This is a genomic window from Microbulbifer guangxiensis (assembly GCF_021729075.1).
Lineage (GTDB): Bacteria > Pseudomonadota > Gammaproteobacteria > Pseudomonadales > Cellvibrionaceae > Microbulbifer > Microbulbifer guangxiensis.
Genome location: NZ_JAJSAQ010000005.1, coordinates 83,276 through 97,760 on the forward strand (window position 1 = coordinate 83,276; position 14,485 = coordinate 97,760).

At 61.0% G+C, this 14,485-nt stretch carries 12 protein-coding genes; 2 read left to right on the forward strand and 10 right to left on the reverse strand.

Annotated elements, in window-relative coordinates:
- Positions 1-2 precede the first annotated feature (2 nt).
- From LVD12_RS12290 to LVD12_RS12330, 9 genes are read right to left on the reverse strand one after another with little or no spacing between them, the layout of a single operon-like run.
- Complete coding sequence (locus tag LVD12_RS12290) at positions 3-1,172, reverse strand: glycoside hydrolase family 10-like protein (RefSeq protein ID WP_237068020.1); 1,170 nt, start codon at positions 1,170-1,172, stop codon at positions 3-5.
- A gap of 1 nt (position 1,173) precedes the next feature.
- Positions 1,174-2,277, reverse strand: coding sequence for an ABC transporter ATP-binding protein (locus LVD12_RS12295; protein ID WP_237068021.1), 1,104 nt, complete (start codon positions 2,275-2,277; stop codon positions 1,174-1,176).
- 16 nt (positions 2,278-2,293) lie between these two features.
- Positions 2,294-3,874 (reverse strand): FAD-dependent oxidoreductase, encoded by a 1,581-nt coding sequence (locus LVD12_RS12300; RefSeq protein ID WP_237068022.1) that lies wholly within the window; start codon positions 3,872-3,874, stop codon positions 2,294-2,296.
- Positions 3,871-5,382 (reverse strand): DUF4127 family protein, encoded by a 1,512-nt coding sequence (locus LVD12_RS12305; RefSeq protein ID WP_237068023.1) that lies wholly within the window; start codon positions 5,380-5,382, stop codon positions 3,871-3,873. Before LVD12_RS12305 ends, LVD12_RS12300 begins: the two co-directional genes overlap by 4 nt.
- Positions 5,375-7,933 carry a glycoside hydrolase family 38 N-terminal domain-containing protein gene (locus LVD12_RS12310; RefSeq protein WP_237068024.1) on the reverse strand — a complete coding sequence of 853 codons (2,559 nt, stop codon included), beginning with the start codon at positions 7,931-7,933 and terminating at the stop codon, positions 5,375-5,377. The genes LVD12_RS12305 and LVD12_RS12310 overlap by 8 nt, the downstream gene beginning before the upstream one ends.
- Entirely contained in the window at positions 7,930-8,757 is an 828-nt protein-coding gene (locus LVD12_RS12315; RefSeq protein WP_237068025.1) for a carbohydrate ABC transporter permease, read from the reverse strand. The genes LVD12_RS12310 and LVD12_RS12315 overlap by 4 nt, the downstream gene beginning before the upstream one ends.
- Positions 8,757-9,617 carry a carbohydrate ABC transporter permease gene (locus LVD12_RS12320; protein ID WP_237068026.1) on the reverse strand — a complete coding sequence of 287 codons (861 nt, stop codon included), beginning with the start codon at positions 9,615-9,617 and terminating at the stop codon, positions 8,757-8,759. Before LVD12_RS12320 ends, LVD12_RS12315 begins: the two co-directional genes overlap by 1 nt.
- Positions 9,617-10,525, reverse strand: coding sequence for an ROK family protein (locus LVD12_RS12325; RefSeq protein ID WP_237068027.1), 909 nt, complete (start codon positions 10,523-10,525; stop codon positions 9,617-9,619). Before LVD12_RS12325 ends, LVD12_RS12320 begins: the two co-directional genes overlap by 1 nt.
- Entirely contained in the window at positions 10,518-11,780 is a 1,263-nt protein-coding gene (locus LVD12_RS12330) for an ABC transporter substrate-binding protein (RefSeq protein WP_237068028.1), read from the reverse strand. Before LVD12_RS12330 ends, LVD12_RS12325 begins: the two co-directional genes overlap by 8 nt.
- 137 nt (positions 11,781-11,917) lie before the next feature.
- Between LVD12_RS12330 and LVD12_RS12335 the strand changes: the two genes are divergently transcribed.
- Together LVD12_RS12335 and LVD12_RS12340 are read left to right on the forward strand one after the other, a co-directional pair.
- Entirely contained in the window at positions 11,918-12,649 is a 732-nt protein-coding gene (locus LVD12_RS12335) for a GntR family transcriptional regulator (protein WP_237068029.1), read from the forward strand.
- Positions 12,646-13,377, forward strand: coding sequence for an N-acetylmannosamine-6-phosphate 2-epimerase (locus LVD12_RS12340; protein WP_237068030.1), 732 nt, complete (start codon positions 12,646-12,648; stop codon positions 13,375-13,377). Before LVD12_RS12335 ends, LVD12_RS12340 begins: the two co-directional genes overlap by 4 nt.
- Positions 13,378-13,406: 29 nt before the next feature.
- On the opposite strand, the gene LVD12_RS12345 is transcribed toward LVD12_RS12340, so the two are convergent.
- Entirely contained in the window at positions 13,407-14,273 is an 867-nt protein-coding gene (locus LVD12_RS12345) for an aldose 1-epimerase family protein (RefSeq protein ID WP_237068199.1), read from the reverse strand.
- Positions 14,274-14,485 lie beyond the last annotated feature (212 nt).

Sequence of the window (14,485 nt, forward strand, 5' to 3'; positions counted from 1 at the left end):
GCTTACTCCTCCCCCACCAGGTGGTCGGGGAAACGCACCGGCTGTGCTTGATAGGAGGCGCGGATGGATTCGCGGAAGTGCGACAGGCCCTCGTAAAAGAAGAAGACTTCCCCCAGCAAGCCGGCGCGGCGGTTGGCAGCCAGCATGCCCTCGAATAGTTCACGGCTCGGCAGTTGTTCGCCCACCTTGATCAGCACGCCGGGGACAAATTTTTCCCGCTTGTTTGCCGGGATCTCCGCCATCGTCTGCTGCAGGGCGGACTCGTAATCGGCAAGCCTGTGCCGGTAGACCTGCGGTACCAGCAGGTCGACATTGCCCTCGCGCAGCCAGCTGGGCCAGTCCTGCAGGTACTCGCGCTTGGACCAGGGGTAGATGGACGGGGAGAAGGAAACGATCAGATCCGGGCGCACCGCCTTTACCTGCCGGTACAGGTCTTGTGCGTAGTCGTTGAGGATGGCCGCCCGCCAGTCGACCCAGGCCGGTTCCTGGCTGTCCAGCGGTGGCTTTTTGCCGTTGTGTTCGCGCTGGTAACGGGCAATCACCGCCGGGTTGTACCCCCCTTCGGATGGCATCGCCGGTAACCGGTCGTCGCCCTGGATACCGTCGACCTCATAGCGCTCCGCCACTTCCAGCACCAGCGAGGTCATGAAGTCCTGCACTTCCGGATCCAGTGCGTTCAGCCAGTCGAAACCGTTCTTGGTCACCAGCTCTCCGGCGGCATTGAGGGATTTCCAGTGCGGTTTCAGCCGAGCGATCTCGCCGCCGTTGGCGCTGTGGGAGGAAGAAAAACCGAATTCGAACCATGCAATGACCCTGATGCCCCGCGGGTGCGCTGCGTCAATCACTTCCTGAAGCGGATCGCGGCCATCGCCGGTCGGGTCCAGCGCCGGGTCCATGGCAACACCGGTGAACGCTTCCATCACCCTGGATGGGTAGAGCGTCTGGCCCTTGTTCCAGGTGACGACAAAAATCGTATTGATCCCCAGTTCGTCACACAGCTTTACCGCCTCTTCGATGCCCTCGCGACTGTAGAGTGCATCGCTGGCGACATTGGTGAGCCAGACCCCGCGCACCGCTTCCGGCAGTCTTGTCTTCCATTCTGTATTCGCCGTTGCTGCCCAGCCGGCCTGGGCCAACACAATCAGTAGAGCGAGCGCGATGATTCTGTGCATATCAGTGGTCCGCTGTCGGTTTCAGTGTCGAAATGGTCTGTTCGTCGCTGTCGAACAGGTAGAGCTTATCCGGGGCAAACGTGAGACCCACTTCATATCCCGGACGTGGAAGCAATTGACCATGGCTCTGTACACAGAGTGATTGCCCGGCCAGGGTGCAGTAGAGGTAACTGATTGAACCCAGCTGTTCCACCGAACGCACCCGCGCGCGCAGTGCGCTGCTGTCGTCGATGGTGATGTGCTCCGGACGGATGCCGAGGGTCAGTTCGTCGTCACTGGCAGGAATGGTATGGCAAGAAATGATCAGTTCTACCCGGCCGCCCTCGCCGTTTACGCCAACGCTGATCTCATCTTCGTCAGAACCATGCCTCAGCACGGGGAGGAAATTCATCTTCGGTGAACCGATAAAACCAGCCACGAACTGGTTGACCGGATTGCTATAGAGCGCCATCGGCTCACCCACCTGCTCTACGCGGCCATCCCGCAAGACGACGATGCGGTTAGCCAGCGTCATGGCCTCGGTCTGGTCGTGAGTGACGTAGATCATGGTGGCGCCGAGGCGCTGATGCAGGTCGGCGATCTCCGCGCGCATCTTCACGCGCAGCTCCGCGTCCAGGTTGGAAAGTGGCTCGTCGAACAGGAATACGTCCGGGTCCTGCACCAGGGCGCGGCCGATGGCGACCCTCTGGCACTGGCCGCCGGACAGCTCACCGGGCTTGCGCTTGAGGTAGGGCTCCAGCTGCAGGATTTCGCTGGCCCGCGCGACTTTCTCGCGGATAGTGTCCTTCGGTACCTTGCGCATGCGCATACCGAAGCTGAGGTTCTGCTCCGCGGTCATATGCGGGTAGAGAGCATAGGACTGGAACACCATGGACACCCGGCGCTGGCTCGGTGCCAGGCTGGTGACATCGCGGCGGGCGATATGGATGCTGCCTTCGGTCACGGTTTCCAGTCCGGCGATCATCCGCAGCAGTGTGGACTTGCCACAACCGGACGGACCGACAAAAACGATGAACTCCCCCGGCTGTATCTGCAGGTCGACGCCGTGAATGGTCTGCATACTGCCGAAGCGTTTCTTGATCGACTGTAGTTGTAGTTCTGCCATCGATAACTCTCTCTACTCAATCCGCAGCGGCAATCGCCGGGTTCTCTGGCCAGTGAAGGGGGATGCCGCGCTCAACCAGCTCACGCCGGAAATCCACCACGGTCTGCTTCTGCGCTGCAAGCGAAGCCGGCGCAATCTGCTCGCGAATACAGAATGCCGCCAACAGGCCGGACACTTCGCCCACCAGCCACTCGATCGGATGCACGCGGGTGGCCGCGTTGACCAGGTGGGTGACACTCAGGTTCTTGCAGGCAGGCAGCAGGTTGTCGGCGTCAGCGGGGATAAAGATCTCCAGCGGCAATTCGAACGGCCGTACCTTTGCATTCGAGCCCATACCGGATTCGCAGGTGGGGTGGATATCCATGTTGTACAGGCCGATGCCCACGCTGTGCTCGCAGCGGGCCGGATTCCAGCCCGCCGCCGGGTCCAGTTCGATCTCCGACTGGGTCAGGGTTTGCAGGCCGACGATACGGCGCGACTCGCGCACGTACACCTGCTGGGCGAAGCCGTCATCGGTACCGAGCACATCGGTGGCCAGCGACAGCTCCGGAAAACCGCTGCCCGCTTCGCCGATCCAGGAACGCGGTGCCTCCTGCTGCAGCCAGTAGGCCAGGCAGGCGGACAGCTCGCGGGCTTCCGTTACCACCTGCGCCTGGCTCCTGGGCCCGTCCAGTAATGGCGCCAGGGCGTAATCATTCTGGGCCCAGTTGATCAGGCTGATATCCGCGCGATGGTCACGCCAGTTGTGGCTGGCGACTATGCGGCGGTAGCGCCACAGGTCGAGGGTTTCACCGCTGCCGAACAGCGGCAGCTGCACGGACGAATAGCCCTCGTGCCCCGGCAGGTAGTCGCTGAACAGCGGGTAGCCGTAATGGGGTACCTGGTAGTTTTTCCAGAAGTCGTAGGCATCCGGCTTCGCGATGCGCGCCGAATGCGCGGGGTCGTTTTTCTGCAGCGCAAAGACGAAAGTCACCGGCTGCTGGTCAGCCATGCTGGCCTGCGCCGGCGCCTGGCGTTCGCCAAATTCCGGGTGTGACTCCTTGCCCAACCGATAAGGCAGGTCCGCCTGCGCCAGCAGTTCGCCGGTATCGGTGGCGTCGAGGAAATACCTTGCCTGTACCCACAGCCGCTCACCGGTCCGGTTTTCCAGTTCCACCGAGGTGATGGTGCGTCCGTTGCGCCAGGTACGCAGCGGTCGGCTGTTTTCCTCCAGCACCAGCAGGCCACTGGCGATATGCGGCTGCAGTAATTGGCGCAGGTAGCGTTCGGCCACGGTGGGTTCGAAACACAGGCGGCTCACCCAGCCATCACCGGGATTGCAGCCCTCGGTCATGGTGCCATGATCGCGAAAATTCTCATCGGCCAGGTAATGCGCGCGTATCGCTTCGCGGAAGCGGTAGTAGCTTTCACTGGCCCCAAAGGATTCGATATACGGGTGCTCGTCCGGTGGCACCCCCTGGCTGGTAAGCTGGCCGCCGATCCAGTCAAACTCACTGGCCAGCAGAGTGCGTATGCCCTGCTCGCACAACTGGTAAGCCGCCAACACGCCACCGAGGCTGGCACCGATCACGGCGGCATCCACTTTGCACTGGTTCATGCAGGCTCCTCGACTTTACAGGCACTGATCACGCTGGTGCGCAGGCCGATCTCGAAACTGCGCTCCCAGGGCAGGTACAGGCCCTCAAGAGCCACGTCATCAAAGCCCTGTTGTTGCAGCCATTCCCGGGCCTCGGCCAGGTACAGTGTCTCGAGGGTGGCCAGCAGTCGTGCCGGATCGGCAGCGGCACCAGGGACCTGCCGCCGCAGGCGCTGGCGGAAATCCGCCTGGTAAAGAAAATCATCCAGTAACCGAATCGCCAGCAGGTGGCGATTTTTTTCCACGGAACCCTTTGCCAGGGCCACGCAGACCTGCGCCACCAGACTGCCGATACTGTTGCTGGCAGTGTTCCAGCCGGCATAGGCGATCAGGGAGCGCAGTGGGAGCTTCAGTGCCGACAGCATCTGCGGGTCACCGCCGTTGGCATAGGCAAGATCCAGCAAGGCCAGGGGCTTCTCCGCTTGCTCCATGCATGAGAGCCAGTCCGGATCCAGAGCCATCGGCTCGGGCAGAGGCTGCTCCATGGCCCAGTCTCCCTGCTTCGGCCCGCAGGTATGCACGGCGATCACGGCGTCCGCAACAGAGTCATTCTGTACCAGCTCGGCCCCGGCCGCGTTAACCTGGCAGCGGATCGAGTCCAGCACCGGGCGGTCTTCATAGCGTGCCACCATCTGCTGGATCGCTGCCGGCTGGTGCAGGTTGAGTGCCAGCTTGATCCGCGGAATCACACCGAGAGACTGCAGCTGGTGTGCCAGCAGCGTATAGATCACCTCGTCCGCGCCGGGATAGATCAGTACGCGGTCTTCAAGTCCTCGCTGCTCCACCATCGACTGCAACCTGCGCCGTTCGGCGATGTTGAAGCCGAACTCGGCAGTATCGTCCTGGGGCAGGATCAGGCGGTCGATGATGCCTTCCTCCACCAGTTTGAGCACACGGCAGGTGACGGCAAAATTGCGTGCTCGGGTAGCGAGATAATCCTGGCGGATTTGCTCTGGAATCATGGCCCGGGTCATCTCCGCCCAGTGCCGGTCCTCGGAGTCGCCTATGCAGTCAAAGCGGTCTCCGTGATAAGACCAGCGCCAGATCAATTCACCGTACTCCGCCCAGTAGAGCTTCTCTTCCTCATTCTCATTGTTGTTGGACAGGCGCATGGTGGCGCAAAAGGCATACAGCGGCTTGTCCGGGAAATGCTGTTTGAGATGCTGCAACAATTCGAGATACCGCAGCAGCGCGGGTTCGCTATCGTCGATAAATCGTGACGGCACCAGGCCACCGTAAACCAGCATATCGATGGAAAAGATAAACCCATCGGCGGCTTCCGCCCGCTCCGTCACCCACTGCGCCAGGTGCGCACGGTCTGCGGGCTCGCGAAAATAGCCCAGCTCTTCCACGTCAGGGCAGGTCAGCTTGCAACCGGCGATCTCCGCCAGCAACTGCACCTGCTCGCGGGTCACCGGCCTGCCATCTACCGGCAGCGCCAGGATGTTTTTTCCGGCTACCTTACCCATGCGCACCCTCCTCCGGGCTCTGTGTGGTCAAGGCGGCCACAAAAGTGGCGATCTGTTTCGGGCCGACTCGCAGTGAAGGCGCCACGGTGGCACCGGCCAGGTCGGTGCGGGTCACTGCGCAATCGAAGCGGGCCTCGACGCTGGTTTCTGTCGGGTTCCACAGCCGGATTTCCATGCCGGACGCGATACGGCGCACGCTGGAAACCTGCAGCTCCGGATTGTCCAGTTGCGCCCCTGACAGTAACCGGTCGGCATGGCCGCGCAGTGCGGTGACGGGTTTGCGGAAATCCGCAGCGCGGTTCAGCAGGGTCACCGGGTCCGGGTTGCGCAGGGTAAGGGCGAATTCAAAGCGATGGGCGCGCAGGCACTGGGCGCCCGGTGTTGCCAGGTCAGGACCGGCACCCAGGCCACGGGTTTTCAGGTCGCGACGGGACAGCCAGCCGACGCTGCGTACCAGGGTGACACCGAGCAGGTCCTGGCTTTCTGCCTCCAGCACCTCGAACTCCTGCAGGCCGCGATGCACAAATCCGATTTGGCCCGCTTTGATGGCGCTGTGGCTCGGCATCACCGACACCGGCGCTTCCTGCTGACCCTGGGCCTGAATCGGGATGGCGTATTGCTTCGGACGCTCGACCCAGTCGAACGCTGAATCGGCGGCGGTGTGCTCGATGGTTTCCAGCAACGGCAGCGTCAGCCGCAGGCGCTGATCGCAGGCCCGGTTGTGCCAGTGCAGGGTGCAATGCAGCAGGTCGTCATCGGGCAACAGGCGGATGCGCAGTGTTCCGCTGCTGCCGACTTGTTCTGCCGTCACTGCCCGGCGGTCGTCCGTAAGGCCTGAGGGCTGTTGCAGGGTCAGCTGCAGTTGCATTTCGCTGATGCCACCGGCCAGTTGGCGGCTCTGCACCTGGCCGATCTGCGCGCGGTAGCGGGTCGAATCCAGCGGGGAGAAGTTGTAGGTATCGCCGGCGTCAGTTTCGCTGACCAGTGCCAGCGTATCGACATAACGGCGGCCGCTGCTCTTGTCCTCGATGACCAGCACGCGATCGTCGCCCACCGAAACCCGGTAGAACTCGTTCTCGATCATGTCGGCAGACAGGATATCAGTCGAGCGAACGCCACCCTGCTTTTCCACCACGCAGGGCAGCAATGCGATGCCGGCCAGTTCTGCCCTGATGGCCACAGTGTAGCGATGGCCGGGCACCATGTCCGGAAAGTCATCCAGCGGGGAGTGGAATTCCTGCGCGGGTTCGCTGTTCAGGATAACGGACTCGAGGGTGTTGCCCTGCGTATCGGCAATCGCCAGCGTATCCGCGCGTTCGCCCGCCAGAAACAGGATCTGGGTGACCCAGCCATTGAAGAATTTCGGTGAGGGATTCAACAGACTGAAACGGCTGTCATCGGCGAACGGGCTGGGCAAACCGACATTACGGCTGGCAGCCAGGCGCTGATTGATCATGCCCGCTGAAGACTGTGCGCGCTGACACAGGGTGTTCAGCCGCTGCTGCAGCTGGTCGAAGCGGGTTTCCATCTCCCGGTGCACGGCGTCCACGCTGCAACCGCAGATGGAGTCGTGGGCATGTTGCTCGATGAGCAGTTGCCAGGTCTGTTCGAGGTAGCGACTCGGATAATTCTCCATGGGCACCATCGCCAGCAGCGGCTCGATCAGCCCGGTGAGCGTATCCTCCAGCTGCTGGTTTTGCGCCTTCAGGTACTGGCGGGTGGAGAGCACATCCGGCAGCACGAAGGCCCGCTGGTTGCCGCGCAGCTCGCCCTCGATGGATTCGAGCTCAGGGGTGCTGCTCTGCAGGTGCTCGATATGTTCGGCGAGGGTCGACTGTGCCAGCCGGTAATCGTCCTGCCCCGCATTGAAGGTATCGATACGCTGCTGCAATTGCGGATCGCTGAGCAGGTGGTCGCCGCCCTGAGTCAGGAGCAGCTCTCGACCCCGGCTGCGGCTGCCAATTTTTTCCAGATAGGCGGTGAGGTTCTGCTGCCAGTCGGCGGTATTGAACGGGTGCTGGTAATAACCCTCGGTGAGGAAGACAGTGAATACGCTGCTGCCGTCCGGCGCCTGCCAGCTGAGCTCGGAGCACTCCGCATCGATACCGCGCCAGGCGACGGCATTGTCGATACCGAAGCCCCGCAGTAGTTGCGGCATCTGCGAGATATGGCCGAAAGTGTCCGGCAGGTAGCCCACCCGCTGGCAATGGCCGTGCTGGTTGGCGCGGCGGATCCCCAGTTCCAGGTTGCGCACCAGTGACTCGCCGCTGCAGAGAAACTCGTCGGCCATGATGTACCAGGGCCCGATGACGATACGGTTCGCGGCCACATGCACGCGCACCCGCTCCGCCAGGGCCGGCTCCGCCTCACGATAAAAGTCCTCGATCGCCGATACCTGGCCATCAAACAGGAAACAGGCCAGCTGGCCACTATCCAGCTGCTCGACGACCTGTTCCATGACCTGCAGCAGGCGACCAAGGAATGTCTGGTGCGGGTAATACCACTCACGGTCCCAGTGAGTCTGGACTACGATAGCGACGTTCTTCGTCATCCTTTCACCGCGCCGCGCATGGCGCCCTCGATAAAGTACTTCTGGCTGAAAATGAACACGGCCAGGATCGGCAGGATGGAGAACACCGCGCCGGCTGCCACGAGCCGCCAGTCCATGGAAAATGTGTTCGCCAGCCGGTTTACGCCCAGCGGCAGAGTGTAATAACCAGGATCATCGAGGATGATCAGCGGCCACAGAAAATCTCCCCACACGCCGATAAAACTGAATACTGCCAGCGTCGCCAGCGATGGTTTGACCAGAGGCAGCAGCACATGCCACCAGATCTGCAGGCGCGACAGGCCCTCGATCATTGCGGATTCCTCCAGCGCACGCGGAATCCCGAGGAAAGCCTGACGCATCAGGAAGACGCCGAACGCCGTGCACGCATGGGGCAGTACCAGGCCGAGATAGGAATTCTGCAGGCCCAGGTTGATGGCGATGTTGTAGACCGGAATCATCAGCAGCTGGAACGGGATCATCATCGAGCTGAGCAGCAAGATGAAGATCAGGTTCTTGCCGCGAAACTCCATCCGCGCCAGCGGATAGGCGGCCAGCGAGGCGAAGATCAGGTTGGCCGCTACGGCCAGACCGGCGACCAGCACACTGTTTTTCAGATAGATCAGAAATGGCTGGGTTTCGATTACGCGCCAGAAATTCTCCAGTGTCGGCTGCGCAGGTAACAGGGACGGTGGATACTGAAAAATATTCTCGCTACCGGACTTCAGTGCTGTGGACAGCAGCCACAGGAAGGGCCCCATGGTGAGCAGCGCTACGAGTGTCAGCGCCAGGTAACGCGCGGCGATGGAAAGGTAGGAGCTTTTCATCAGCGCCTCCTCAGCACGAACAGGTTGATCAACGACAGTCCCAGGGTGAGCAGGAACAGCACTACGCCGGCTGCGGAAGCGTAGCCCATCTCAAACTCCTCGAAGGCACTCTGGTAGATGAAATACACCAGCGTTTTGGTGGCATCGAGTGGCCCGCCCTGGGTCATCACATACACTTCCTCGAACACCTTCATGGCGGCAATGGAAGACATTACCGCGACGATGGCAATCGATGGCTTCAGCAGCGGGATGGTGATGTGAATGGTCTGCTGCCACTTCGAGATCCCCTCCACTTCCGCAGCTTCATACAGATGTTTGGGAATGGACTGCAGGCCTGCAAGATATATCACCATGTAATAACCGAGACCGGTCCAGATGGTGACCGCCATGACGGAGAACAGTGCATTGGCCGGATCGGTGAGAAATGCCACCGGGTTGTCGGTGATACCGGTGGAGATCAGGAAGTAATTGAGGATGCCCTGCTCTTCATAGACCCATTTCCAGATCAGGCCGGTGACCACCAGTGAGGTGATCACCGGCAGATAGAAAATGGCCCGGAATACCTTGATGCCCGCCAGGGACTTGTTGACCAGCAGCGCCAGAAAAATCGGCGCGATGACCAGAAATGGCACCACCACCAGCAGATACAGCAGGGTGTTGCCGAGGCTGTTCCAGAAGAACGGATCCTGCATCAGCTTGCGGTAATTGTCCGCACCCACAAAGCGCGACTCGGTAATCATGTTGTAGTCGGTGAGGCTCGCAGCAATAGCATGCAGCATCGGATACAGCACGAAACCGCCGATGATGGCGCAGGCGGGTATCAGGAACAGATAGGGGACCAGGCCCGGGCTTTTCTGCATCACGCCACCTCGAGTTTTTGACGGGCCAGCGCGGCAGCGCCATAAATGCCGGCGTCATTACCGAGTGTTGCCGGCTGGATATCCAGTGACAGCTTTGCCTGCACCTGTTTTTCTTCCAGCAGTGGCCACCAGTCTTCCCAGGCAGCGACAAGACCGCCGCCGATCAGAATGCGATGTGGGTTCAGCGACCAGACAATATTTTCCAGCGTCAGCAGCAGGAAGTCGCAAAAGCGCTCGCAGGCCGCGCGGCCGGGCGCCTCGTCACGACGTAGCGCAGAGAGGACCTGGTGACCATTTTCGAATCGCTTCGCGCCCGACAGGTAATTGGCGATATTCGCCAGACCGGTACCGGATACCAGGGATTCCAGTGCGAGTGTCTTGCCACTCTGCCAGGGGCTCGGCAAACGCATGCGGCCGAAATGCCCCGCCACCTGCGAAGCACCGGCCAGGATCTCACCGTCGACACTGATGGCACCGCCGAGGCCGGTGCCCAGGGTTAGCATTGCAGTGGTGCCCTCGCGGTATTGCGGTGAGCATGAAAGCTCACCCAGCAATGCAGCTTTCACATCATTTTCCACTGTCACCGGCAGCCCGAGCTGTTGTTCCAGCAGTGCGACCACCGGTGCGCCCTTCCAGCCGGGAATGGCATCAGTGGCATCGGCCACCACTCCCTTCTGCGGGTCGATCACACCGGCACAGGACACGCCCACGGCTGCAGGTGACCAGCCCCGGGCCAATGCCTGCTCCCGACAATCGGCAATGGCAGCACCCAGTGCGGCCATGACGCTGTCACGGCCCTCCCCGCTATCTGTCGGCCGGTCACTGACAAAATGGCATTCGCCGTTGGTGAAGGCCGCCGTGCGAATCTTGGTGCCGCCCAGATCTGCGGCGAGCACGCACTCATTCATCGGAACCTCCCAGAAAAAGTGCCCAGGTCTCGACGGTTTCATCCAGTGCTTCATCCACCGTCAGCCTCCCCAGCATGGCGGACTGCAGGTTGTAGACAAAACTGGTTTTCAGCTTGCTGTAGTTGGGCAGTGGCGGCACCAGCACACCGCCCTCCAGTATCTGCCGCGCCGACAGCAGACGGGCGCGATCGATGATGCCGGGCTCGGGGTCAAGCTCGCTGAAAAATGGATCGCGGTAGCTCTCTGCAGTAGACGGCATGAGCGGCACGCGATGGGCCAGCGCCATCTGGTTTTCATGGTTGGTGACAAAAGTGGCAAACCGGAATGCAGCTTCCTTGTTTTTGGAAAGCGCCGGCACTGCCAGATTCATCACCGCCACATTGAAGGGCGCCCCCGCCACTTTAAGCTGCGGCGCTATGCCGATTTTTTCGAACAAGTCGGGAGAGTTGATGCGGATATTGTTCAGGAACTGCATGCCGGTGGTGATCATGGCCACCTCGCCGGACTGGAACAGATCGACGGCTTTACGATGTCCTTCCGTCAACACGTTGCGAGGGATCAGCCCCTGTTGATACAGGTCGCGATAGTAGCGAAAGAAGGCTTCGCCGGCCTCATTGTCGAAGCCCACCGCACTCTGCCCTGCATCCACCAGCGGCACGCCCATGGCCACCAGGCTTTCCATCGGATGACTACCGTCCATGGCCGGGAAGTAAGCGTACTTGTCCAGCACCGTGCGAATGCGCTTGGCGGTGTCCAGCAGTTCGATATGGTCCGACGGCACCTTCGCACCGGCCGCCTCGAGCAGTTCGCGATTGAAAATGGTGACAGTGGTGGAGAGATACCAGGGGATGGCAAAGCTCTGGCCGCGGAACCTGTTCGCCTGCCAGATATTGGGAAGGTAGGCATCAATCTCTTCCGGGGCCAGGAATCGCTCCGGATCCGCCAGTGCGCCGTACTGGGCCAGCTTGGCGGCGAACTGGGGGTTGAGGTTGACCAGGTCCGGGGCGGTACGTGCCGCCACAGAGGCCAGCACTTTCTTTTCCATTTCCTTCCACGGTACATCCACCCATTTCACGCGCACGTCCGGATTCTGTCGCTCGAATTCTGCGATCAGCCCGTTCACGTATTCATCGTGAAACGGCGAGAGCTGCATGGTCCAGAACTGAATCTGGGTGGCGGCGCTGACACAGGCACTGAATAGTGCAGCGACGCCGACCGCGATCAGCCTGGTGACTGGGCCGAGGATCAATTGCATTATTGGTTTTATCCCTTCTTATCACCCCGACTGTAAACCAATCCGAATTTGAAAATCAAACCAATTGGTATAGTATTTTCGTCACTACCGGCCAATTAGCATGCCAATACTCCGGCATTCAGGACTTTCGGATGGGGATGACCCGCAAACAACAGCAGCTGCACCGGCAACTGCTCGACATCATCGACCAGCAGGCACCCGATACCCGGCTGCCCGGCGAGCGCGAACTCAGTGAGCAGCTCTGCGTTTCCCGCGACACCCTGCGCCGGGCACTGAAGCATCTGGAAACCCTGCAACGGGTAGAGATCCGTCAGGGTGCAGGCATCTTCGTCAAGGCGCAGCCGCTGGCCAGCCAGCTGAAGCTGATGTCCTTCAGTGAAGAGATGCAGCAGCTGGGACTCACCCCCTCCAACCGGCTGCTGTTCAATGATGTGGTGCAGGCAGATGTGAAGCTCGCCAGCAAGATGAATGTCGCCCCCGGTGCCGAACTGTTCCTGGTACGCCGGCTGCGTCTTGCCGACAGGGAGCCGGTAGCCATCGAGCGGGTCTACCTGCCTAGGGCAATATTCCCCGAGCTGGCGATCCAGCAGCTCAGCAGCGGCTCCCTCTACAACCTGCTGCACGACCAGTACGAGATCGTGGTGGACCAGGCCAACCAGGAGATCAGTGCCACGGTGGTGGATGAGGAAGAAGCGGACCTGCTTCAGATTCCCCCGTTCAGCCCGGCACTGCTGGCGGAACGCACCGTTTACGATGAGGACGGCCGTATCATCGAGCTGGCCAAGAGCCTGTACCGGGCCGACCGCTACCGTTTCAATGTGCTGGTGCAACGCAACGGCACCCGCCTGGCCACGGTGTATGAATCATGAAAGCTGCCCTGACGCCATTAGAGACATTGGACCGGCGCCTGCGCAACGGCCTGATCGTCTCCTGCCAACCGGTAGACAACGGGCCCATGGACGATGACGACACCGTGGTCCGCCTTGCCCGCGCCGCCATCGCCGGCGGGGCCGACGGATTGCGCATCGAAGGCGCTGTCCGGGTGGCCCGGGTGCGGGTGGCACTGCCCGAGGCGCTGATCATCGGCATTGTGAAGCGGGATCTGCCGGACAGTCCGGTGCGCATTACGCCCTTCTGCAGTGACGTGGAGGCGCTGGCGCAAGCCGGGGCAGACATCATTGCCGTTGACGCCACCGAGCGGGTGCGGCCGGAAGCCCTCGGCGCCCTGATCGAATCCATTCACCAGCTGGGCAAGGTCGCCATGGCGGACTGCAGTTGCCTGGGCGATGCCGCCAATGCCCACCGCCTCGGTGCCGATATCGTCGGTTCGACCCTGTCCGGTTATACCGGTGGGCCGGTGCCCAGCGAGCCCGATTACGAACTGCTCGAGCAACTCACGCAGCGCTATCCGCGGGTGATGGCCGAGGGTCGCTTCAATACCCCGCACGAGTGCGCCCGCGCACGTCAACTCGGCGCCTGGGCCGTGACCGTGGGCACCGCCATTACCCGCACCGAGGTGGTGACCCAGTGGTTTGTCGAGGCCACCTCCGCTCCCCGCCGGGAGGAAGCACCAACGGTTGCGAGCGAAGGATCCTAGCTGTTGTGGCGACGGGTTATCGGCGGCGTTCAGGGACAGCGGATGCGATAGCCGTTTTCAGAAACCTCGCCGGGCTGCAATGTGATAAAGCCGGGCTTTTCCGCCAGCTCGGAGGGTGCGGAAGGGGTATCGTCAGTACTGAGCCACGGCTCGATGCAGACGTAGGGTGCATTCGGCTTTGCCCATATACCGACATGAGGCGCACCGCCGGTATCAAATTCCAGCAGACACTCACCGCCGGCGAACAAACCGATTTTGCGTGAGCGGATATTTTTCAGGATCAATGCATCCCTGGCGAAGGTATCCTCTCCCAGCTGCAAACGCCGCCCCGCCATCGTCAGGGGCTCGGGGTTTTCTCCCAGCAGATCACCCTCCAGGTGATAACACTCGCCCTGCTCGTGGCATTCGAATTCCAGATAACTGTCCGAGGCTGCCATGGTTTCGCCCGGCAGGGCGAAGGCGGGATGCGAGCCAAGGGAAAACGGCATCCCCCCTTCCCCATGATTTTCCACCCGGTAGAGCACCGACAGGGTGTCCCGCTCCAGCCGGAATGTCACCTGCAGTCGAAAATCAAAGGGATAAAGCTGACGGGTGTCCTCATCAGCCTGGAGGGTCAGAGTCAGGGACTCGTCATCCGCATTGAGCAGTGAAAACTGCCGCTTGCTGGCAAAACCGTGTTTACGCATGGCATACCAGTGACCGTCGTGATGATAGCCCGCATTCTTCAAACGACCCACCACCGGAAAGAGGATTGGCGCCGTACCGGCCCAGACATCGGGGTCACCCCGCCACATCAGTTCCCGCTGTCGCGCGTGATCCACCAGGCTGAACAACTCCGCTCCTTTCTCGCGCACTGCGACGGTGAGACGGTTATTTTTCAGCATCAGACTTGCCATCACTCACCTATCTTTCTTCTGTAAATCGTTAGCCAGCAGCTCTCCGTCACGATTGGCGGGGCAAACAAATCAATCAGGAAGTGCCGCATCGGGATATTCAAATGGTCTGCCATCATTTCAGACAAACCCTCTTTTTGCGACTATTGTGGGAAATGCCCATGACGGGTACAACAAGATAAAAATGCCATAACCGTGATCAGGCTGAAGGAAGC

Coding starts and splice junctions, on each gene's coding strand:
- LVD12_RS12305 (WP_237068023.1), bottom strand. CDS start 5,382: ATGGGTAAGGTAGCCGGAAAAAACATCCTGGCGCTGCCGGTAGATGGC.
- LVD12_RS12315 (WP_237068025.1), bottom strand. CDS start 8,757: ATGAAAAGCTCCTACCTTTCCATCGCCGCGCGTTACCTGGCGCTGACA.
- LVD12_RS12290 (WP_237068020.1), bottom strand. CDS start 1,172: ATGCACAGAATCATCGCGCTCGCTCTACTGATTGTGTTGGCCCAGGCC.
- LVD12_RS12330 (WP_237068028.1), bottom strand. CDS start 11,780: ATGCAATTGATCCTCGGCCCAGTCACCAGGCTGATCGCGGTCGGCGTC.
- LVD12_RS12295 (WP_237068021.1), bottom strand. CDS start 2,277: ATGGCAGAACTACAACTACAGTCGATCAAGAAACGCTTCGGCAGTATG.
- LVD12_RS12335 (WP_237068029.1), top strand. CDS start 11,918: ATGACCCGCAAACAACAGCAGCTGCACCGGCAACTGCTCGACATCATC.
- LVD12_RS12310 (WP_237068024.1), bottom strand. CDS start 7,933: ATGACGAAGAACGTCGCTATCGTAGTCCAGACTCACTGGGACCGTGAG.
- LVD12_RS12340 (WP_237068030.1), top strand. CDS start 12,646: ATGAAAGCTGCCCTGACGCCATTAGAGACATTGGACCGGCGCCTGCGC.
- LVD12_RS12325 (WP_237068027.1), bottom strand. CDS start 10,525: ATGAATGAGTGCGTGCTCGCCGCAGATCTGGGCGGCACCAAGATTCGC.
- LVD12_RS12345 (WP_237068199.1), bottom strand. CDS start 14,273: ATGGCAAGTCTGATGCTGAAAAATAACCGTCTCACCGTCGCAGTGCGC.
- LVD12_RS12320 (WP_237068026.1), bottom strand. CDS start 9,617: ATGCAGAAAAGCCCGGGCCTGGTCCCCTATCTGTTCCTGATACCCGCC.
- LVD12_RS12300 (WP_237068022.1), bottom strand. CDS start 3,874: ATGAACCAGTGCAAAGTGGATGCCGCCGTGATCGGTGCCAGCCTCGGT.